The 21,216-nt window shown below is 36.3% G+C and carries 19 protein-coding genes; 5 read left to right on the forward strand and 14 right to left on the reverse strand.

What is annotated here, in order from left to right:
* Nucleotides 1-22: 22 nt before the first annotated feature.
* The 12 genes from cls to BCR24_RS01360 form a co-directional block, all read right to left on the reverse strand.
* Nucleotides 23-1,471, reverse strand: coding sequence for a cardiolipin synthase (gene cls, locus BCR24_RS01305; RefSeq protein ID WP_069638748.1), 1,449 nt, complete (start codon nt 1,469-1,471; stop codon nt 23-25).
* A gap of 101 nt (nt 1,472-1,572) precedes the next feature.
* The gene (gene ftsX / locus BCR24_RS01310; protein ID WP_069638749.1) at nt 1,573-2,457 is read right to left on the reverse strand and encodes a permease-like cell division protein FtsX; all 885 of its coding nucleotides are present in this window, start codon (nt 2,455-2,457) and stop codon (nt 1,573-1,575) included.
* Nucleotides 2,450-3,136 (reverse strand): cell division ATP-binding protein FtsE, encoded by a 687-nt coding sequence (gene ftsE, locus BCR24_RS01315; RefSeq protein WP_069638750.1) that lies wholly within the window; start codon nt 3,134-3,136, stop codon nt 2,450-2,452. The genes ftsX and ftsE overlap by 8 nt, the downstream gene beginning before the upstream one ends.
* Before the next feature lie 108 nt (nt 3,137-3,244).
* Nucleotides 3,245-4,346 (reverse strand): peptide chain release factor 2 gene (gene prfB, locus BCR24_RS01320; RefSeq protein ID WP_100630335.1). Its coding sequence is split into 2 segments (ribosomal slippage): nt 3,245-4,273 and nt 4,275-4,346, totalling 1,101 coding nucleotides; the frame shifts between segments, so codons are not numbered across the junction.
* Between the two features lie 80 nt (nt 4,347-4,426).
* Entirely contained in the window at nt 4,427-6,958 is a 2,532-nt protein-coding gene (secA, locus tag BCR24_RS01325) for a preprotein translocase subunit SecA (protein ID WP_069638752.1), read from the reverse strand.
* A gap of 329 nt (nt 6,959-7,287) precedes the next feature.
* Nucleotides 7,288-7,839 carry a ribosome hibernation-promoting factor, HPF/YfiA family gene (gene hpf / locus BCR24_RS01330; RefSeq protein WP_010760772.1) on the reverse strand — a complete coding sequence of 184 codons (552 nt, stop codon included), beginning with the start codon at nt 7,837-7,839 and terminating at the stop codon, nt 7,288-7,290.
* A 137-nt stretch (nt 7,840-7,976) separates the two neighbouring features.
* A complete protein-coding gene (locus BCR24_RS01335; protein ID WP_069638753.1) occupies nt 7,977-8,666 on the reverse strand; it encodes a ComF family protein in 690 nt (229 codons plus the stop codon).
* Nucleotides 8,656-9,984, reverse strand: a complete 1,329-nt coding sequence (locus BCR24_RS01340; RefSeq protein ID WP_069638754.1) for an ATP-dependent helicase ComFA — start codon at nt 9,982-9,984, stop codon at nt 8,656-8,658. The genes BCR24_RS01335 and BCR24_RS01340 overlap by 11 nt, the downstream gene beginning before the upstream one ends.
* 136 nt (nt 9,985-10,120) lie before the next feature.
* The gene (locus BCR24_RS01345) at nt 10,121-10,954 is read right to left on the reverse strand and encodes a hypothetical protein (RefSeq protein ID WP_069638755.1); all 834 of its coding nucleotides are present in this window, start codon (nt 10,952-10,954) and stop codon (nt 10,121-10,123) included.
* Between the two features lie 8 nt (nt 10,955-10,962).
* A complete protein-coding gene (locus BCR24_RS01350; protein ID WP_069638756.1) occupies nt 10,963-11,535 on the reverse strand; it encodes a hypothetical protein in 573 nt (190 codons plus the stop codon).
* Nucleotides 11,536-11,652: 117 nt separating this feature from the next.
* Nucleotides 11,653-11,976 carry a PTS sugar transporter subunit IIB gene (locus BCR24_RS01355; protein ID WP_069638757.1) on the reverse strand — a complete coding sequence of 108 codons (324 nt, stop codon included), beginning with the start codon at nt 11,974-11,976 and terminating at the stop codon, nt 11,653-11,655.
* 121 nt (nt 11,977-12,097) lie between these two features.
* Nucleotides 12,098-12,385 (reverse strand): DUF7662 domain-containing protein, encoded by a 288-nt coding sequence (locus tag BCR24_RS01360; RefSeq protein ID WP_069638758.1) that lies wholly within the window; start codon nt 12,383-12,385, stop codon nt 12,098-12,100.
* Nucleotides 12,386-12,555: 170 nt separating this feature from the next.
* On the opposite strand from BCR24_RS01360, the gene BCR24_RS01365 reads away from it, so the two are divergent.
* From BCR24_RS01365 to BCR24_RS01380, 4 genes are all read left to right on the forward strand, one after another.
* Nucleotides 12,556-13,209 carry a YigZ family protein gene (locus BCR24_RS01365; RefSeq protein ID WP_069638759.1) on the forward strand — a complete coding sequence of 218 codons (654 nt, stop codon included), beginning with the start codon at nt 12,556-12,558 and terminating at the stop codon, nt 13,207-13,209.
* On the forward strand, nt 13,206-13,442 hold the full coding sequence (locus tag BCR24_RS01370; RefSeq protein WP_069638760.1) for a DUF2829 domain-containing protein: 237 nt from the start codon (nt 13,206-13,208) through the stop codon (nt 13,440-13,442). The genes BCR24_RS01365 and BCR24_RS01370 overlap by 4 nt, the downstream gene beginning before the upstream one ends.
* Nucleotides 13,443-13,596: 154 nt before the next feature.
* Nucleotides 13,597-14,361, forward strand: coding sequence for a 3-oxoacyl-ACP reductase (locus tag BCR24_RS01375; RefSeq protein ID WP_069638761.1), 765 nt, complete (start codon nt 13,597-13,599; stop codon nt 14,359-14,361).
* Nucleotides 14,362-14,524: 163 nt separating this feature from the next.
* Nucleotides 14,525-15,031, forward strand: a complete 507-nt coding sequence (locus BCR24_RS01380; protein ID WP_069638762.1) for a QueT transporter family protein — start codon at nt 14,525-14,527, stop codon at nt 15,029-15,031.
* Between the two features lie 68 nt (nt 15,032-15,099).
* Here the strand turns inward: BCR24_RS01380 and BCR24_RS01385 are convergent, their stop codons facing one another.
* Together BCR24_RS01385 and BCR24_RS01390 are read right to left on the reverse strand one after the other, a co-directional pair.
* Nucleotides 15,100-15,807, reverse strand: coding sequence for a GntR family transcriptional regulator (locus BCR24_RS01385; RefSeq protein WP_069638763.1), 708 nt, complete (start codon nt 15,805-15,807; stop codon nt 15,100-15,102).
* A gap of 303 nt (nt 15,808-16,110) precedes the next feature.
* Nucleotides 16,111-20,358 carry a 2-hydroxyacyl-CoA dehydratase gene (locus BCR24_RS01390; RefSeq protein ID WP_069638764.1) on the reverse strand — a complete coding sequence of 1,416 codons (4,248 nt, stop codon included), beginning with the start codon at nt 20,356-20,358 and terminating at the stop codon, nt 16,111-16,113.
* A gap of 192 nt (nt 20,359-20,550) precedes the next feature.
* On the opposite strand from BCR24_RS01390, the gene BCR24_RS01395 reads away from it, so the two are divergent.
* A complete protein-coding gene (locus tag BCR24_RS01395) occupies nt 20,551-21,159 on the forward strand; it encodes a TetR/AcrR family transcriptional regulator (protein WP_069638765.1) in 609 nt (202 codons plus the stop codon).
* Nucleotides 21,160-21,216 lie beyond the last annotated feature (57 nt).

Genomic DNA, 21,216 nt, shown 5'->3' on the forward strand with positions numbered 1-21,216 from the left:
AAGATTACACTTTTTATAGGAATTACAACAGTGGTGAAATCAGACGAGCTAATCCTTCTTTTAGTTTGATGAAAACACCTCGATTACGGTATTTTTCTTCTGTTAAAAGCTCTGATACTTTGGAATCTTCGTAAAAAGCATCTCTAACTTCTTCTGAAAATTCTTGATCGTAAATAATTGTATTCACCTCAAAATCTAGTCGGAATGAACGAACATCGATATTCGCTGATCCAACAGAAACAACACCACCATCGATGATCATCGTTTTAGCATGAATAAAGCCATGTTCATAGGTCTCAATAATCGCTCCATACTTTAATAATTCTGCAGAAAAGGAATAAGTTGCCCAATAAACTAACATATGATCTGGTTTGTTTGGTATTTGCATACGAACTTTTACACCCGAAAGTAATGCTAATTTTAAGGCTTCATGAATTGATGCATCTGGTATATAATACGGCGTTTGAATCAGTATTTCTTTTTTAGCGATTGAAATCATTTTTAGGTAGGTCATTTTGATTTGCTCATGTTCTGAATCTGGTCCACTCGTTACTACTTGAACTGCTTTTTTCCCAGCTGAATCAATTGGAGGAAAATAAGCAGAATCATAGCTTAATTCTTTACGATGTTGAGAATTCCAGTCCATCAAAAAACGATTTTGTAAACTATAAACAGCTTCACCAGAGATTCTTAAATGATTGTCACGCCAGTACCCAAACTTTTTGACTTCACCTAAATATTCATTACCAACGTTAAATCCACCTGTATAGCCGATCTTCCCATCAATCACTACGATTTTTCGATGATTACGATAGTTAATTCGCGGATTTAAATATGGAACAAACAGAGGAAAGAAAAAGGCAATTTCTCCTCCAATCTTCTTTAGTTCTTCAAAAAATTTCATATTAACTTGGGTTGAACCCCAGGCGTCTAAGAGTAAACGTACTTTTACCCCTCTTTTGACAGCATTGATCAGTTCCTGACGGATTTCCTTGCCTAAAGTATCACCACGATAAATGTAATACTCCATATGAATATGATCCGTAGCTTGCCGAATATCTGCAATCAATCCATCAAATTTTTCTCTTCCATCTGTATATAAAAGAACCTCATTATTCGTTGTATATAATGAGCTCTCAAAAACAGTCAACATATAAATTAGCTGCTTTGACTCCACTTCTCCTGTCGGTGGATGTGGAAATAACCCTCTTAACAATGATTGCTTTTCTGCTTGTATTTCAGCGTTCATCCCGATTTTAGCTTGCATCTTCATATCGAATATTTTATCTTTTGATATGCCTCGACCCAAGAAAATATAAAGAATAAATCCTAAAACTGGAATAAACATTAATACCAGCAACCATGACCATGTTTGAGCAGTTTGTTTGCGTTCTCGAAAAACAATAATCAATGATAATAGCATATTAGCAATAAAAATAATAACAAAGAAATTATCATATAAAAATTTCATTTATTCACCCCAATCACTTCACTCATCCCCTAGTAAAGCATAACGAACTTCTGAAAATAAGTAAAGAAAAAGCAGACAAAAAATGTCTGCTTTTAATTCTATTAAATTTTTAAGAAGCGGCGCATCGAAATGATTGAACCTAACGAGCCGATTGTCATCCCAATAACGATCATCAGTAGATCGATCTGCCAAACAAATGATTCAGGTTTTAATAATGAATAATTTGAACTTAGCAATTGCGGGTTGAATAACGTATAGAATTTTTGATACCCAAATGTTAAAACTAAAATTGGAATGATCGCTCCAATTAAGCCAATCCATGCTCCTTCTATAAAGAAAGGCCAACGAATATAGCCGTTTTTAGCACCAACTAAACGCATGATTTGGATTTCTCTTTGACGAGAAAGAATCGTAATACGGATCGTGTTTGAAATCAAGAATACAGCGACAAACAATAGTAAAATTGCTGCACCTAAGCCCCAAGTTCGAACTTTTCCTGCAATACTGAAAATTTTATCGGAAGAAACACCGCCATAGTCTGCTTTAAAGACATTCGCTAATGTTGCTGCCTTTTCCGATATTTTTTTCGTATCTGATGGTTCTTTTGCACTTACATAATAGACATCGTACAAGGGATTGCTGTCACCTTCGAATAAGTTCCAAGCTTCACCCATTTGTTTTTGAATTTTTTCTAATTGTTTATCTTTATTTGAATATGAAATAGTTTCGACATTGTCGATTTTATTCAATTCTTTTTCTAATTGCTGCATTTCGTCTGGGGTTGTGCCAATATCAACGAATACAGAAACAGTTACGTTTTCTTCAATATCTTTTGCTAATTTTGTTGCATTAAAAATTACTGCCATAAAAAGCCCAACAAGGACTAACGTAATGGTAACTGCACTTGCAGATGCTATTGTCATCCACCCATTACGTTTTAAACTTTTGATACTTTCTAAGACATGAGAAAAGAAGGTTCTAATCATCGTAGCCATATTCTCCTTCCGCTTGGTCTCGAATAATTCGACCATTTTCGATGGCGATTACGCGATGACGAATCGTATTTACGATCGTACTATTATGCGTTGCCATTACAACAGTTGTTCCTTGAGCATTGATCCGATCTAAAAGTTTCATGATTTCCCATGAGTTCTCTGGATCAAGATTCCCTGTTGGTTCATCTGCAATGAGAACTTTGGGCGTATTTACGATTGCACGAGCAATTGAAACACGTTGTTGTTCCCCACCAGATAATTCACTTGGAAAGACGCGTACTTTATGCTTCAAACCAACTAAATCAAGTACTTCCATCACTCTTTTTTTGATTTCTCTTGGCTTACGACCAACAACTTGCATAGCATAAGCAACGTTCTCATAAACTGTTTTTTTCGTCAATAATTTGTAATCTTGAAAGACGATACCGATCTCTCTTCTAAGATACGGAACTTCAGAATTTTTTATTTTCATTAGATCATGACTAGCAACTTTCAAGCGACCTTTAGTGGCTTTTTCTTCACGGTACATTAATTTAATAAATGTTGATTTTCCGGCTCCGGAAGGACCAACAACATAAACGAATTCACCTTGCTTTATTTCTATTGAAATATTTCGGATAGCCGTTGTACCATTCGAATATTTCTTCATTACATCTTTCATTTCAATCATGGCGTATTCTCTCCATCTCTGTTTTTCTAGACTATCAATCATTATAACATGACTTTGTTTCAAGGCTCTTTCAACAGTTTACAATTTTATTTCATTTCTGTAAATTGATCAATTTAGCTTCTGCTTTAAGTACGCATCAATAAATCCATCTAAATCCCCATCCATCACGGCTTGTACATTTCCAGTTTCATAATTTGTTCGATGATCTTTCACCATTGAATAAGGATGGAAAACATAAGAACGAATCTGTGAGCCCCAACCAATTTCTAATTGTTCCCCACGTAATGAAGCAGCTTCCTGCGCTTTTTTATCCAACTCTAATTGATAAAGTTTTGCTTTCAGCATGCCCATCGCTTGTTCTCGGTTTTTTAATTGTGACCGTTGTGCTTGACTAGCAACAACGGTTCCTGTTGGAATATGCGTGATTCGAACAGCCGATTCGGTTTTATTGATATGCTGACCACCAGCACCACTTGCTCGATACGTATCGACTTTTAAATCGTCCGTATTAATATCGATCTCTACATTTTCATCTAGCTCAGGCATAATGTCGACAGAACAAAAAGAAGTGTGGCGACGTTTGGCAGAATCAAATGGAGAAATTCGAACTAAGCGATGTACCCCTTTTTCTGATTTCAAATAGCCATAAGCATTATAACCTTTAATTAGAAGGGTCACACTCTTAATACCTGCTTCATCACCTGATTGGTAATCTAATGTCTCTACTTGAAACCCATGACTTTCGGCCCAACGTGTATACATTCGCAGCAACATGCTACCCCAATCTTGTGATTCAGTACCACCCGCTCCTGGATGAAGTTCCATGATAACATTATTTTTGTCATAAGGCTCGTTTAATAGTAGCGAAAGTTCATAAATACTTAATTTTTCTTTCAAAGCGACTAAGCGTTCTTCTAGTTCAGTCTGCGTATCAGGATCATATTCTTCTTGTTGCATCTCACTCATGATTTCCAATTCTTCTAATTCGTCTGCAAATTGATGAAATTGTTGATACTTCTCTTTATAGGAATTCGTTTCGTTGATCAATTGTTGTGCTGTTTGTGAATTATCCCAAAAGCCTGGCTCTGCCATTCTATTTTCAGCTTCAGCGATGTCCTCTTCTAACTGATCTAAGTCAAAGAGACCCCCTGAAACTTGTGATTGATTGATTCATTTCATCTAAAATAGTGCGGATTTCAGCATTTTCCATGATATTTTCTTCCTTCCATTTTCAATACTTTGTGTTGCAAACAAATGAAGGCGAGGCGAACGCCTCACCTTCATCGCTTCTTATTGACCTTTGCCGTGACAGTTTTTGTATTTCTTTCCACTGCCGCATGGACATGGATCATTGCGTCCTATTTTTTCATCTACGTGAATCGGTTTCTTTTTAGCACTTGTGTTACTTTGGGGTTCTTCATCATCTGTTGGATGAACAGCTTCACCTTGTGCTACTTGTTCCCGTTGAACATTTTGGCGAATTTCTGATTTCATGAATAAGCGAGTAACTTCGTATTCAATTGCTCCAATCATTTCTTCAAACATATTGTAGCCTTCTGTTTGATATTCAACCAATGGATTGTTTTGTCCGTAAGCACGTAACCCAACTGATTGACGCAATTGATCCATTGCATCGATATGATCGGTCCATTTTGTATCTACAACACGTAAAATAACAACTTTTTGGAATTCCAGAATTTGTTCTGGACCATTCAAATGTTCTACTTTGATATCATAAACTTCTTGAGCACGTTTTACTAGATACGCTTTGATTTCTTCTGGTGATTTGCCTTCTAGATCAGCTTTAGAAATAGAGTCTTCATGCACCAATGTTGAAGAGGCGAAATCAACGATTCCATCAAGGTTCCAGTTTTCTTTTTCTAATTGTGTATGGCTATCTACAACACGAGTGATCGTACGTTTTACCATGTTTAATAATGTTTCAGTCAACTCTTTATCTTCCATTATCACTTCTTGACGTTGCGCGTAAATAACTTCACGCTGTTCACGCATTACATCATCGTATTGCAAGACATTTTTACGTGTATCGTAGTTGTTCCCTTCAACACGTTTTTGAGCTGATTCTACTTGCTTACTTAACATTTTACTTTGGATAACTGCATCTGATTCTTCAATGTTCATGCGATCCAAGAATGCTTTGATTCTTTCTGAACCAAAACGTTTCATCAAGTCATCTTCAAGTGATAGATAGAATTGTGAAACCCCAGGATCTCCTTGACGACCCGCACGTCCACGCAATTGATTATCAATACGGCGTGATTCGTGACGTTCTGTACCAATTACAGCTAAACCGCCAAGCTCAATAACACCCAAACCAAGCTTGATATCCGTACCACGACCAGCCATATTAGTAGCAATCGTTACCGCACCTTTTTGCCCGGCATTCATAATAATTTCTGCTTCTTTAAAGTGATTTTTGGCATTCAATACTTCATGCGGTACTTTTTCAGCATTTAATAATTCTGATAATAACTCAGAAGTTTCAACAGCAACTGTACCGACTAAAACTGGTTGACCGTTATGGTAGCGTTCTTTAATATCCTGAACAACCGCTTTAAATTTACTTTGTAATGTTGGGTAAAGTAAATCAGCACGGTCATCACGAATGATCGGACGGTTTGTTGGAATTTGGAACACTTGAATATTATAGATTTCACGGAATTCTTCTTCTTCCGTTTTAGCAGTACCCGTCATCCCAGCTAATTTCTTATACATACGGAAATAGTTTTGGAATGTGATTGTTGCCATTGTTTTTGTTTCGTCTTCGATCTCTACGCCTTCTTTGGCTTCGATTGCTTGGTGTAAGCCATCTGAGTACCGACGACCATCCATAATACGACCAGTAAATTGGTCAACGATCAAGACTTTGTCATCTTGAACAACATAATCGATATCACGAAGCATGATAAAGTTTGCACGTAACGCTTGATCCATATGATGTGTCAAAGCTGTATTTTCAATATCATAAAGGTTCTCTAAACCAAAGTTTTCTTCCGCCTTTTCAATTCCAGCTTCCGTTAAACTAATCGTCTTAGATTGAACATCAATTTTGTAATCTTCTTCTTCTTTTAGACGTTTAACAAAGTTATCTGTGCGGGTGTAAAGTGCAGTTGATTTTTCAGCCTGACCTGAAATAATCAATGGTGTACGAGCTTCATCAATCAAGATTGAATCGACCTCATCCACGATTGCGTAGTTCAATGGGCGTTGTACCATTTGATTACGATAAACAACCATGTTATCACGCAAATAGTCAAATCCTAACTCGTTATTTGTGCTATAAGTGATGTCACAATTATAGGCATCACGCTTTTCTTCTGATGTTTTTGAATTGATGTTCAGACCAACTGTCAAGCCTAAGAAATTATACAATTCACCCATTTCATCTGAGTCACGTGTTGCTAAATATTCGTTAACCGTTACGACATGAACACCTTCACCTGTTAGTGCATTCAAATAAACTGGCATTGTTGCAGTTAATGTTTTACCTTCACCCGTTCTCATTTCTGGGATATTGCCATCATGTAAAACGATCCCACCCATTAACTGAACGTGGTATGGGTATAAACCTAGGACACGTTTAGCAGCTTCGCGGACGACCGCAAAAGCTTCTGGTAATAATTGATCTAGTGTTTCACCTTTTTGGTAACGCGCTTTGAACTCGTCTGTCTTTGCTTTTAATTCTTCATCGCTCAACGCCGAAGTAGCTGAAGCATGAGTCTCTACTTGATTGGCAATACCATCCAAGCGTTTTAATTCCTTTTTATCATTTTCAATCATCTTTTTTAGAAAATTCGCCATGTTTTTATGTGTTCCTTTCAATAAACTCTATTTATTTTTTGCACTAAATGCACAATCATCATTTCTATTTTATCATTAGTTGCCAAGAAAGGAAATAACTTCTCTTAATATTAATACTATATTATGTCGTTTTTTATGTATACATGCTTAAAATAAGGAAAGAGACTGTGGCAAAACGTATGCCGTCCTGCTTCAGTCTCTTAAAATCGAATATCTGGAAAATAAATTGACCCTGATAACAATTTTTCTAAAATTTATGGATTGATTAGATCCTCGCTTACTTTTAGACCTTCTTCGCTGAATCAAGATATGTTCGTTACCTGCTCAATTTAGTCTGTTTCGATTAAACCATATTTGCCATCTTTACGACGATAAACAATGCTTGTTCCATTTGTTTCTGAATCTTCAAAGATAAAAAAGTTATGTCCTAACATGTTCATTTGTAAAACAGCTTCTTCGCTATCCATAGGTTTTAAAGAAAGACGTTTTGTACGAACGATGTCTAATTCTGGCGTTTCATCTGGTGTTTCTTCACCATTTAAGAAAATAGCTGCTTTCGCAGTGTTCATCCCTGTTTCACGAGATTTACGATTAATTTTTGTTTTAAATTTGCGGATTTGGCGTTCTAGCTTGTCTACAACCAAATCAACACTTGCATATAAGTCAGGTGATGTTTCTTCCGCACGTAAAACTAAATAAGGTAGAGGAATCGTAACCTCGACTTTAGCGGTTTTTTCAGTGTATACTTTCAAATTCACATGAACGGTCGCTTCAGGTGAATCACTGAAATAACGTTCTAATTTGCCGACTTTTTTCTCTACATAGTCTCGGATTGCTTCAGTAACTTCGATGTTTTCTCCACGCACATTATATCTAAACATAACAATTACCCCTTTCATCTGACACTAAAGAAGGAATAAAAGGACCACTCTGTTATCCTTCTTCTTAATTCTATTATAACGAATTATCCTGCTTTTGCCAACAAAATTGCGGCTGAATTTTTATTTTAATTGATCGTCTATCTTGCAAGAGAAAACGTATACAGTTTTGCTGGATGATTCGCTAAAATAACTTGTGCTCCATGAAAAAGCGTACGCCCAGTCGTATAGATATCGTCGACAAGAATAATATCTCTATTTAAGACAGCTTTTTGCCCCTCTTGTGTTAGTTTGAAGGGTTGCTTTAAGCTTAATCGCTCCTTTCTCGTTTTTTGTACTTGAGATAGTCCATGAGCAAATCGGATAAGGTGGGGTTCATATGGAATGCCTGCTGCATCCAGTAAACCTTCAACTTGATTAAAGCCTCGCACTTCCATCCTTTCTTTTGAAATTGGCATCGGAATAGCTAAAAAAGATTTTTTTTGTTTAAAATAGGATTGTAAATACGGTACAAAACTATGCCTAAGTCTGTAATCCCCTTTAAATTTATAGAGTTCAAACCATTCTTGCATCGCCTGATTGTAAGAAAAGAGTGCTTCGTGTTGGAAATTGTAGTTTGGATAAATTTGTTGCCATCTTAAGCAATCTTTACAATAAGCTGTTTGAGTAGACTGACGTTGACATCCTTGACAGCTATCTTTTTTTTCCAATAATTGAAATGTTTTCATGCATCTTGAGCATAATTGTTCTGACAAGATTTTTTGGGGTAAAAAAATTTCTTTGAGCGTTAAATTTCTATTAATTGTTTGATGGCAATAGTTACAATTCATCAATTAATCCCCTTGCTTTACCTATTGTGTTCATTTTCTTAATTTGCTTAATCGCCCCTTTCATAGCATTGGTACAACCATCATGTAAAAACCAAACTTCACCTGCAGTGTATTTTTGCCTTCGGTCCACTCTGCCAGCAATCTGAACAAGGGCGGACATTGTAAAAACAGGATGGTTTGCTCCTAAAACAATGACAGAGACACCATCAAATGTTACACCACGTTCTAAGATAGTAGAAGTTAGAAGAATACGGTATTCTTTGTTTCTCATCTTTAAAACCTTGTCTAAGCGCTCTGGGTCTTGCGAATGAACACAGGCTAGTGATGTTTCTAGAAATTTTTTTTCAACAGTGCCTTTTAATTGCTCCATCAAAGAAATACTAGGGCAAAAAATCAACACATCATTTTTATCCACTAATTTGTGGATCTTTGCTACTAATTCTTTAGGACAATGACCTTTCTTGATTTTCTCATGCCAACGATGACACCATTTTATTTTAGGAACCGGCAATACTCTTCGATGATAACGTGCTGGTAAAATACTTGTCTGTAATTCATTTTGCTCTGTCTTTTTATTTAGCTCCTTGGTTGGTGTTGCCGTTAGATAAATTAGTGATCCGTGCTCTTTAATCGCTTGCTTCACTCCATATTGTAGTAATGAGTTATCAACAAATGGAAACGCATCTACTTCGTCGATGATCAATACATCAAAAGCCTGATAAAAACGTAATAGCTGATGTGTTGTACAAATAAGCAATTTAGTATAACAGTACGTTTCTGCCATCTTTCCATGAAGAATGATTAGCGGTTCATCAGGAAAAACAGCTTGGATTCTCGGGAGCAGTTCTAAACAAACATCTACTCTTGGAGAAGCGATGCCTACTCGAAAGCCAGCTTCTAATGCATGATGAATCGTTTTAAACAACATTTCTGTTTTTCCAGCACCAGTGACCGCCCAAATCATTCTTGATTCAGCATTTTTTACAGTCGTCAACAACTGATCAGATACTTGTTGCTGACCTATAGTCAGTTTGCCTTCCCAAGAAAAATGAACGTTTCTTTTGACTGGTTTTGGTTCTGCTAAGTGATAAAATTGTTGTCCTGTATCCACCCTCCCTAATTGGATACACTCTGGACAATAATAAGAGTGATTCACTAACTGTACTATAGCTTTCAAATGAATCTGTCCACAACGTAAACACTGGATTTCATTTTCATTCAGTTCTTGCATTGTTGGAAATGTTTGATATTTTTTTGCAATCATACTGCTATCATTAAGTTCTTGTTCTAAAACTTTTCTTCCCCATAATTCTTGCATTTTTCCCCCTCTATAATTAAACTACGCATTTTTTGTTTGAGATTTTTTCTTTTTCGAAACTTATATAATTACTGTGGGAAAATTATAAAACTCAACTGTGCTACTAGAAAAGTAGCACAGTTGAGTTATTCGTGATTTAGTAATTTGTCCATTCTTCTTCGTTCATTTGGTGAATCATTTTTTGAGCATAAACTGTATAATAGGTCTCTCCACCATGTTCTAGAACATAGTTAAAATGAGTCGCTGCCTGATCAAAAGTTGCCGTTTTTAAATAGAGTTTCCCAATTTCAAAATGAAGACCTACTTTTTTTAGCATTTCTTTTTCAGTTGCAAGAAAATCAAATAATTTTGTCAGAGCATTTTTATCATTTGTTAAAACCAAATAATGACGGTAAAAAATCGTATCTACAGAATCATAAAATTGCTGAATCTGTCTTGGAAACTTTCTTCGACTTTTTAACGATCGAATAACATCGATCGTTGCTTTCAGCCCCTCAAGATCGTTACTTTCTTTGTAATAATTTCCAAGTAAATTATAATATTGAAGTGTAATATCTAGCGTTCCAGCTTCAAAATCGATGTCCTCTAAGTTTTTTTTCATCTCTACTAAGTCACCAGCATAGTAATCTGACAATGCCTGAAAATACTTTTGATAGTTATTGATACCTGTTTTATTGTAAAAAGGTTTATTTAACAATTGCAAATTTATTGCTACATATTTTTTTGGATCACACTCCATCGTTAAAATCGTACGAATTTGCAGAACTTTTTTCCTTACTCGTATTGTGCTAAAGAGTACTAACATAAATAAGCCAAAAAGACCTAATAATCCTATGTGATAATTTAATAGATAGAGCGTCATCAATGGAATAAATAAAATCAGACCTAGCACACATACGATAAGTAAATAACCTCTTAAACGTTTAACCTCTTTAACATATTCTTCAACTGTTTTTTGATTTTTTTCCATCTGATTCCTCACATCCTAACCTTGATTTCTTTTTGGTCTAGTTTTAATTCTTCATAATAATATACGTAATTCAGATTACCTTGATAGTTATAGGTAAAAGTATTAGTCGGTTTTTGACCATTGATTCTCACGTTTTTACTCTCTTTATGATGTGAGGTATTGATAAAAAATAGCCGTTTCCCAAAGGATTGATGAATCTCGTTCTCAAAAGAAAAAGGTGCATCTTCGATTGAAGATAACATGTCCAACTGATTTTTTATTGCTTCCTTGTCACTTATTAAAGATTTCTGTTCAGAAAAGAAATCTTCCATCTTACTCGTTTGAATAATCTCATAGTTCTTGCGGCCATTTTTCTCTTTGGCTTTTATGATCATAAGCGTCAAATCAGCCCCATCTGCTAGAAACAAATCGATATGATCCTTTTCTTCTTGCTGATGAATGATTTGTTCAGAGGCAACACCAGCAAATTTTAGTGCTTGATAAATGCTCACTGCGTAATTTCGTTTAATGTACGCAGCAGTAAAGCCTGAAATAATCATCATGCCAAAAAATAACCCGACAACCCATATTCTTTTTTTCATTCTATTTTACTCCCAACATTTTCCTTTTTCTTAAATTCTACCAAACCGAGAAGTTTTTTCAAGAGACAAAAAAAATAGTGAGCCTTAACGCATTATGCATTTTGGCTCACTGTTTCTTTATTTATTTTCAATTAAATTTAACGCTTGCTGTAAAACTTTCTCCCCGTTCATCATGCCATAATCTGCCATGTTGATTACTTCTAAAGGAATTCCTTTTGGTGCCAAACGTTTCTCAAAATCGCCTTTCATAAAGCGAACTTGCGGGCCTAATAATAAAACATCTACTGGTTTACTCTCCAAATTGTTGTCCGCATCTGAGGCAGATACTGCAAAAATATCAGCATCCAGACCTTGTGCGTCTGCTGCTTTTTGCATTTTCGTTACTAATAAACTTGTACTCATTCCTGCAGAACAGACAAGCATAATTGTTTTTTTAGCCATCTTAATCCCTCTCCTTTTCTATTGATAACATAACATATTTTTAATTTCTCTTTATTCATAGTATAGTAAAAACCTGATTTTTGTCAACGCTTCCTGCTTTTAAGAGATATCGTTTTAGGCGTTAAATAAGCCAGTTCGATTTTAGTAGTTTATTAAAGACCACATATTCTTTTGCAATATTCACTTGTGCAACTTGATAGCCCGCATTGAGCCAACCGTACGCTCCCTTTTCTGGATGTTTATGGTCATTGGCCCACCAATCAACATCTGTTCGAGCGGTTCTTGGAAGTCCTGAATGAGGGAAAAGTAATTCATCGAATTGAGTAAACGTTAGAGTAACTTGTGAACCACCGTTGGTTGTTAAATAATGGGTAACGCTATCATATTTTTTCTGACGTTCTTTTGCCAAATTCTTCACTCCTTTTGTTGTTAAGCTGATATTTAGCCACTCTTTTCATCATTATCTCATAAAAATTTAAAGAAGCAAATGAAGGTCTCTTCTCTATTTTTCCTACAACGGTTGCTTCTCATTCAGATTTTTTTTATACTTAACGTATTATGTAGAAAAGGAATGAGAAAATGCTTGAAAGTTATTTTACCATTCGCTCTGATGGAGAAAGTGAAATTGAGATAAAAAAATCACGTTTTATTTGCTCTCTTAAACGAGTATACTCTGAAGATGAAGCAAAAATCTTCATTGCTCAAAAGAAAAAAGAACATTGGAAAGCGACTCATAATTGCAGTGCCTTCATAATCGGCGAAAAAAGTGCTATCCAACGTAGTAGTGATGATGGCGAGCCTAGCGGTACAGCAGGGGTTCCGATGTTAGAAGTTTTGAAAAAGCAAGAATTGATCAATGTTGTAGCTGTGGTTACACGTTATTTTGGTGGTACTAAATTAGGCTCCGGTGGTTTGATTCGGGCGTATAGCCATGCTGTTTCCCATGCCCTGACAGAAATTGGCTTAGTGGAAGGAAAACTGCAGCAAGAAATCCGTTTAACCATCAGTTATCCAAATGTAAGCAAAGTCCAAAATTTCATGGAAAATAATTTATATACCATAAAAGAGACCGTTTATGGCGAACAAGTTACTATTATTTGTTTAGTAGACGAGCCAAACACTGAGCAATTTATGACCGAAATCGTTGAACAATTAAATGGGCAAGTTCATTTTGATAAGGGTAAATGCTCTTATCATGAACAACCAATTACAAAAAAAGGAGCAAGTAAATGACATTTGAAGAAGCATTACCTCACATTAAAAAAGGTGCAAAAGCCGTAAGAAGTGGTTGGGGCGGTTTTGAACTGTACATCGAACTTAGAGATGAAATTGGCACATCTGATGGTACTTTTCTACAAGTTACTCCCTATTTTTTAATCAAAACTTCTGATGAAGGCTACAGCATGTTTTCTCCAACACCTTGTGATGTTTTAGCGGAAGATTGGAAAATCGTCCACGTAGACTAGTATTAATAGGGAACGAGACTACAGCAGCTGCCCTGAGAATTAAAAAAAGGGTGCCATTTCTCGCTGTTTATTCAGATTTAAAAAGCGAAACAAGACTCGGTTATTTAGTTTTGTCTCGCTTTTTTCTTATAAGATTATGAAAAGAGGACTTACTATGAATTTTGCAGAATACAGCGGAAAAACAGTTTTTATAACAGGAGCCGCTTCTGGCATTGGACAAGCGCAAGCAATCGCTTTTACCAATCAAGGTGCCAATGTTTTAGGGATGGACCTTGATGCAGCGGGCTTAGTCATCACTAAAGAAAAAACAAGCAATTCAAAAGGAAAATTTCTAGCTTATACAGGGGATATCACAAAAAAAGAGGATATTATTTCTGCAGTCAAAAAAGGCAATAATACCTTTGGGATGATTCACATTTTATTGAATACTGCTGGTATTTTAGATAACTACACGCCGACTTTAGAAACATCCGAAGCGTTATGGGATCGTATTTTAACCGTAAATCTTAAAGGAACCTTTTTAGTTACCAATCACATTCTACCTCAAATGTTAAAACAAAAACATGGTGTCGTCGTCAATATGGCTTCCATTGCTGGAAAAGTAGCAGGTGGTGGTGGTGCTGCTTATACTGCATCAAAACATGCGATTATCGGATATACAAAACAACTGGATCATGACTATATTAAACAAGGCATCCGCGCAAACGCGATTGCTCCTGGTGCGATTCAAACACCAATGAATGCAGCTGATTTTGCTGGTGATGGGAAAATGGCTGAATGGGTCGCCAATGAGGCGCCGGCTGGACGTTGGGCAAAACCGGAAGAAGTTGCTTCACTAACACTTTTTTTAGCAAGTCAATCTGCAGACTATATTCACGGAACTGTCATGACGATCGATGGTGGTTGGTTGGAAAAATAATAGCCTTAACCATTTTTCTATACTTTACAAATCGCTGGATGTTCGGTAACATAAATCCCAGTGAAGCAATTCACACTATGGCACTTTAGTTGGCAGTTTTTGTCACGTCCTTTGGTCATAGTTATTACTAAAACAGGCATCTGTTTTACAAAGGAGAACACAAATGAATCATTTACCCCCACAGACTACAGCCTGGTCTGTCATTTCCTTGACAAAAATGGCTTTGATCACAGCGCTTTATATCGTTGTCACTCTTTTTTTAGCTCCGTTTAGTTTTGGTGCTATTCAACTCAGGTTTTCAGAACTGTTTAATTTTCTACCGCTTTTTAACAAACGCTATATCGTAGCTATTACTTTAGGTGTCGCTATCGCAAATTTTGCGTCACCATTAGGTTTAGTTGATGTTATTATCGGTAGTTCATCGACGTTTATTGTCTTAATTATATCTTATTATGCAACAAAACAATTCAAAAGTCTGAACAAAAAAATGGTTGTAACTACGATTATTTGTTCGGTATCCATGTTTACAGTCGCTGGACAATTGACTTACTTTTACCAGCTCCCTTTTTTCTACACATGGTTAACTGTTGCCATTGGTGAAGCGTTATCTATGTCAATTGGTGGCATTTTGGTCTACTGGATCAACGAAAAAATCGATTTAACCAAATAAAAAAAGAAAATAAATGCTGTGAATGTCCAAATGGAATGGGCTTTACAGCATTTATTTATTTTACTCATTTATTTTTCTAAATAAAATTCAAAACGATTCCCAACATATTGTGTTCTTACATATTCAAATGGCGTTCCATTCTCAAAATAAGAAATTTGGCGTAAACGCAAAATCGCATCACCACGTTTGATTTTTAAATAATCGGCAATCTGTTCTGAGGCTAGCATCGCTGAAATCGTTTGATTGGCATGACCGATTTTATTACCCCCTTTTGTTTCAAGCGTTTTATAAAAGGAATTCGTGATTTCAGTCTTACTATATTGATCGACCAAGGAATAAGGGACACTCGCTATTTCAAAACAAATCGGCAAATCATCGGCAAAACGAATCCGCTCCATCCGAACGATTTGTTCATTTTCTTTAAGATTTAGTTTTTCCATTTCACTGGAACTCGGCTTGGCTACGTAATATGAAACCGTTCGACTAGAAGGCACTCGGTTTTGAGAAAGCATAATATCAGTAAAACTAGTTGTTCCAGTCATTTTTTCTTGAACTTTCTTACGAGCAACATACGTTCCTGAACCTATTTTACGTTCTAAAATCCCTTCATCCGCAAGTGTTTGAATAGCTTGTCTCAACGTCATTCGGCTTACATTAAACTGGATCGCCAGCTCACGTTCTGATGGGAGCCTGTCGCCGATCTTCCAAACACCATGTTCGATGTCTTCTTTAATTTTATCGTGGATTTGAATATAAACTGGTAAACTTGATACCATCTTATTTCCTCCTTTTTATTCTCTTATATTATAACTGGTATATACCTCATAAACAATCAAAACTTTTAAAACAACTATTAGTAAGCGTTAACAAAATCACTTTGGTATGCTTAGTCTAAACTGTCAAGTGATTTCTAGCTAAGAGATTTTTAGTTATTATATCTATTGTATAACGAACCTTGAACAAAAAGAAAGACAAATTCACAAAATTAACGTCTTTTCATTTTACGAACAAAAACATACTAAGATTAGAAGGTAAACTCGTTGACGGATGAGTTTACCTCTAATCTTAGTATGTTTCTTCTATGATTGGACTTTTTCTTCATCCAACATTTTGTTTGCTGTTGCCATCATCAAACGGATTCGGTTCAATTGATTCACTATTGAGACACCTGGATCATAGTCGATTGGCGCAATATTTGCTTTTGGATATTGGCGTCGTAATTCCTTAGTGACCCCTTTACCAACAACATGATTCGGCAAGCAACCAAAGGGCTGCATACAGACAATATTATTCACATCAGATTTCAGCAGTTCAATCATTTCTCCAGTTAAAAACCACCCTTCACCTGTGTGATTTCCGATCGAAAGAATTTTTCCAGCATCTTCTGCCAGTTCATGAATCGAGCTTAACCCTTCAAAGCGTTTTGAATTTCTTAAAGCTTTATCCATCGGTTTTTCAACATATTCGATGATTCGAATTGCAAATTGAGCCAAATTTTTGCTTTGTTTTGACATGCCCATATTATCATATTTCCAAATTTGATTGTATAAAGAATAGTTCATAAATCCAACAATATCTGGAACAACAGCTTCTGCGCCTTCTGCTTCTAATAAACGGACAATATCATTATTCGCTGTTGGTGAGTATTTGACTAAAATTTCTCCAACGATTCCGACTTTCGGCTTCTTGACTTCATTCAATGGAACATTATCAAATTCTTGGATGATTTTTTTCATATTCCGATTAAATAAAGTCAATGAGCCATTCCGGACATTTTTTTCGATTTTTTTTAACCATTTTTCATGCAGGGCATCGATCATACCAACTTTCGTTTCATAAGGACGAGTTCGATAGACGACCCGTTCGAATAAATCACCATATAAAAAGGCTACTGCTACACGTTTTAACATTGGTAAAGTAAACTTAAACCCTGGATTAGATTCAACGCCTTTATTTCCCATTGAAACAGAGACTACAGGAACTTGGGGGAAGCCAGCATCATTCAATGCTTTTCTAAGGAGCGGAATATAATTTGTCGCACGACAGCCACCGCCTGTTTGTGTCATCATTACACTGACGTGATTTAAATCATATTCTCCACTTTCTAGCGCTTCAACTAATTGTCCAATCGAAATGATTGCTGGATAACAGGCATCATTATTCACATATTTTAACCCAACATTCACCGCTTCACGATCATCAGCAGGCAAACAAACAACATTATAGCCAGAAGCTTGCAATGCAACATCAACTAAACCAGACTGATGAATTGGGCTAAGCATTGGTAACAATAATGTATGGGTCTTTTTCATCTCTTTAGTAAAAATGATCTTCTCTGGTTCTTCATGTTGCAATTTCGGTTCAAAATTCATTTTTTCTCGTTCACCGACTGCTGCTTTTAATGAACGTAGACGAATCCTGATCGCCCCTAAGTTTGATCCTTCATCAATTTTTAAAACGGTATAAATTTTGCCGTATTGATCCATAATTTCTTCTACTTGGTCAGTTGTGACTGCATCTAATCCGCAACCAAAAGAATTTAGCTGAACCAACTCTAGATTTTTCGATTTCGCCACGACGCGAGCCGCTGCATACAAGCGTGAATGATACACCCATTGATTGACAACACGTAAATTACCGACATCACTTAAATGTGAAACACAATCTTCTGTCAATACATGAAAGCCTTCTTGCGTGATCACATCGGCAATCCCATGATTGATTTCAGGATCTAAATGATAGGGACGCCCAGATAGCACGATGCCCTTTTCGCCTTTTTGATTCAGCATTACTAGCGTTTCTTCCCCTTTATTACGGACATCTTCTTTAAAAGCATCTAGCTCTTCATAACCATGATGCAAGGCTTGAGTAATTTGTTCAGTAGAAATGCCTAAATCAGCGAATGTCTCACTCAAAACTTTGGCTACTGAAGCTTCGTTGGCCAAATTGATATACGGATTACGATAATCAACTTTCCCATCACGAATATCATCTACATTATTTCGGATAACATCAGGATAGCTTTGCACGATTGGACAATTAAAATGATTATCTGCTTCTGCTGATTCTTGGCGTTCAAAAACAACGCCAGGATAGAAAATCATTGGTACTTTTGCATCGATCAACGCTTGAATATGCCCATGAGTGATCTTGGCTGGATAACAAGCTGTATCACTAGGAATAGTTTCCATTCCTTGTTCATATAAGTCTTTATTCGAACGTGGGGATAACTCCACACGAAAGCCTAGATCAGTGAAAAATGTGTGCCATAGCGGATAATTTTCATACATGTTTAACACTCTTGGAATTCCGATTCTGCCATTGGGCGCATCTTTTTCTTTTAATGGACGATATTTAAATAGTTTACGATACTTATAATCAACTAAATTGACTCTACGATCTTCTCTTTTCACTTTGATTCTCGCACCGCGCTCACATCGATTACCAGTTACAAATTGGCGCCCATCTGAAAAGATCGTCACGGTCATCATACAATTATTTTCACAAAGACCACAATGCGTAAACTCTTTATCGGCAGTAAATGTATCCAGCTCTTCAAGTCCAAGGATTGTTGTTTCCTGTCCTAACTCATAATTTTCTAGAGCAATCAACGCAGCACCATACGCACCCATCAACCCTGCAATCGATGGACGGACGACTTCTCGTTCACTAATCATTTCAAATGCACGTAAAACTGCTTCGTTATAAAACGTTCCACCTTGGCAAACGATTTTTTTGCCCAGTTCTTCTGGACGACGAACTTTGATTACTTTATATATGGCATTTTTAATCACAGAATAAGACAATCCAGCAGAAATATCTCCGACAGATGCCCCTTCTTTTTGAACCTGTTTGACCTTAGAATTCATGAATACGGTACAACGTGAGCCTAAATCCACAGGTGCCTTAGAGCTTAACGCTTCGATTGCAAAATCTTTGACATCAAAATTCAATGATCTCGCAAACGTTTCGATAAAAGAACCGCAACCTGATGAACAAGCTTCATTTAATTGGATCGAAGACAATACACCGTCTTTGATCGTCATTGCCTTCATATCTTGACCGCCAATATCTAAAATAAAATCAACGCCAGGTTGAAAATGATCTGCCGCTTTGTAATGAGCCATTGTTTCAACTTCACCAATGTCAACTTTTAAGGCATTTTTGATCAAGTGCTCTCCATATCCAGTAACAGCTGATTTTCCAATAAAGACATCTTTTGGCAATTGTTGGTACAAATCTTTCAACACACTCATCGTTGTCTCTAGTGGCTGTCCTTGATTGTTTCCATAAAATGAAAAGAGTAAATTGCCCTCTTCATCGATCAAGGTTACTTTGGTTGTTGTTGAGCCGGCATCGATCCCTAAAAAAGCCACACCATGATGATCCGTTAAGGCTTTTTCTTGCGCTTTTGCTTGGTCATGACGTTTTCTAAATGTATTTAGTTCGGCGTCATCTTGAAATAACGGTTCTAATGTATCTGTTGGTTTTAATTGTTCTTGATCCCCTTTCGTCAAACGATGGATCAAATCTGCTAAAGTCGTTGGAGTTGCACCTTCAGAATAAATCGCCGCTCCCATCGCTACAAATAGTTGTGGATTTTCTGGAAAAATCACATCTTCTGGTTTTACGTCTAAGGTCTCGATGAATCTCTTTCTAAGTTCGGACATAAAAAACAATGGTCCGCCTAAAAAAGCGATTTTTCCTTTTATTTTGCGACCGGCGGCTAAGCCTGCAATCGTCTGGTTCACTACTGCTTGAAATATACTTGCCGAAATATCCTCTTTTGCAGCTCCTTCATTGATCAAAGGTTGAACATCAGTCTTGGCAAAAACACCACATCTCGAAGCAATTGGATAAATGGTTTGATAGTTTTTAGCTAGCTCATTAACGCCATTGGCATCCGTTTTTAACAAAACGGCCATTTGATCAATAAATGCACCCGTTCCACCAGCACAACTACCGTTCATCCGTTGCTCTAAAGCACCTTCAAAGAAGGTGATTTTTGCATCCTCGCCACCTAATTCAATCGCTACATCCGTCTCTGGTATGATTTCTTCTACTGTTTTTGTACATGCAATGACTTCTTGTACAAACGAAATGTTCAAAACGTCCGCTAATCCCATACCGCCTGATCCTGTGATTGTCATTGTGATTGGTGTAGTTTCACCTAATTCATTCATTGCTTCCTTTAAAACTTTTTCGGTTGCAGCTTTTACGTCTGAATAATGTCGTTCGTATTTTGCGAACTTTGTATGATTCTCTTCGTCAATAATTACTAATTTCACAGTTGTCGAACCAACATCTATTCCTGCTCTGATTGTCATACTTTTTAGCTCCTTATAATCTAGATCCTTTTATTTCACAACACTTTGTTGATTATCCTACAAGGTGTCTGATATAATACTTATGTATATTTTAGAAAGATTCTAAAGTAATTGCAACAAGCAAAACACCCAAATTTGTGAGATAAGCAACAAACTCCCAAAAATTGTTGATTATTTCGAAAGGAATTTTTTATGTCAAAGAAAACAGACCTTCGGGTAAAACGGACACACAAAATGATTATTGAAGCTTTCTTTCTTTTAGTAGAAGAAAAAGGCTATGACTCGATAACAATTCAAGACATTGCGGATGAAGCGATGATTAATCGTGCGACTTTCTATGCCCATTTCAAAGACAAACAAGACCTTTACGAACAGATTTTTGATTTTGCAGTCGATGCCTTTACTTCTGTTATCGATACTGAACAAATCATTGTTAGTAATCGTATCAAAGTGAAACAAATTGAATTTTTACTGACGCATATCTATGTTAATATTCAAAAAAATAAGAATTTCTTTTTAACGATCATGGATGGTAGCTCTAATGAATTATTAAGAAAAAAACTGGCAGATATCATTTATGAAAAGTATGCAGATATTTTTTCAAAATTAAAAATTACAGAGAATGATATTGAAGTTCCTATCGATTTCATTATTGAGTATATGACATCGATCTTTATTGGAACCCTGCATTGGTGGATCACAAGTGACACGGACATGTCTCCTAACCATTTAGCTAGGCTTGTTATTAAACTAGTAGGAAATGGTCACTTGACTGTCCTCGGGCTTGAAATCGATAAATAAGACTCATTTAAAGCAAAATAGTCTGCAACACCTTCTTTTTAGAGGATGTTACAGACT

Origin of the sequence: Enterococcus ureilyticus, assembly GCF_001730315.1 — a bacterium.
In the GTDB taxonomy this organism is placed as follows: domain Bacteria; phylum Bacillota; class Bacilli; order Lactobacillales; family Enterococcaceae; genus Enterococcus_L; species Enterococcus_L ureilyticus.

Bases quoted from the DNA above. Each gene is read 5' to 3' on its own strand.
- BCR24_RS01370 (WP_069638760.1), top strand. From the start codon at position 13,206: ATGACATTTGAAGAAGCATTACCTCACATTAAAAAAGGTGCAAAAGCC.
- BCR24_RS01345 (WP_069638755.1), bottom strand. From the start codon at position 10,954: ATGGAAAAAAATCAAAAAACAGTTGAAGAATATGTTAAAGAGGTTAAA.
- BCR24_RS01390 (WP_069638764.1), bottom strand. From the start codon at position 20,358: ATGACAATCAGAGCAGGAATAGATGTTGGTTCGACAACTGTGAAATTA.
- BCR24_RS01355 (WP_069638757.1), bottom strand. From the start codon at position 11,976: ATGGCTAAAAAAACAATTATGCTTGTCTGTTCTGCAGGAATGAGTACA.
- secA (WP_069638752.1), bottom strand. From the start codon at position 6,958: ATGGCGAATTTTCTAAAAAAGATGATTGAAAATGATAAAAAGGAATTA.
- BCR24_RS01335 (WP_069638753.1), bottom strand. From the start codon at position 8,666: ATGAATTGTAACTATTGCCATCAAACAATTAATAGAAATTTAACGCTC.
- BCR24_RS01395 (WP_069638765.1), top strand. From the start codon at position 20,551: ATGTCAAAGAAAACAGACCTTCGGGTAAAACGGACACACAAAATGATT.
- BCR24_RS01380 (WP_069638762.1), top strand. From the start codon at position 14,525: ATGAATCATTTACCCCCACAGACTACAGCCTGGTCTGTCATTTCCTTG.
- hpf (WP_010760772.1), bottom strand. From the start codon at position 7,839: ATGTTTAGATATAATGTGCGTGGAGAAAACATCGAAGTTACTGAAGCA.
- cls (WP_069638748.1), bottom strand. From the start codon at position 1,471: ATGAAATTTTTATATGATAATTTCTTTGTTATTATTTTTATTGCTAAT.
- BCR24_RS01385 (WP_069638763.1), bottom strand. From the start codon at position 15,807: ATGGTATCAAGTTTACCAGTTTATATTCAAATCCACGATAAAATTAAA.
- BCR24_RS01340 (WP_069638754.1), bottom strand. From the start codon at position 9,984: ATGCAAGAATTATGGGGAAGAAAAGTTTTAGAACAAGAACTTAATGAT.
- BCR24_RS01350 (WP_069638756.1), bottom strand. From the start codon at position 11,535: ATGAAAAAAAGAATATGGGTTGTCGGGTTATTTTTTGGCATGATGATT.
- BCR24_RS01375 (WP_069638761.1), top strand. From the start codon at position 13,597: ATGAATTTTGCAGAATACAGCGGAAAAACAGTTTTTATAACAGGAGCC.
- BCR24_RS01365 (WP_069638759.1), top strand. From the start codon at position 12,556: ATGCTTGAAAGTTATTTTACCATTCGCTCTGATGGAGAAAGTGAAATT.
- ftsE (WP_069638750.1), bottom strand. From the start codon at position 3,136: ATGATTGAAATGAAAGATGTAATGAAGAAATATTCGAATGGTACAACG.
- ftsX (WP_069638749.1), bottom strand. From the start codon at position 2,457: ATGATTAGAACCTTCTTTTCTCATGTCTTAGAAAGTATCAAAAGTTTA.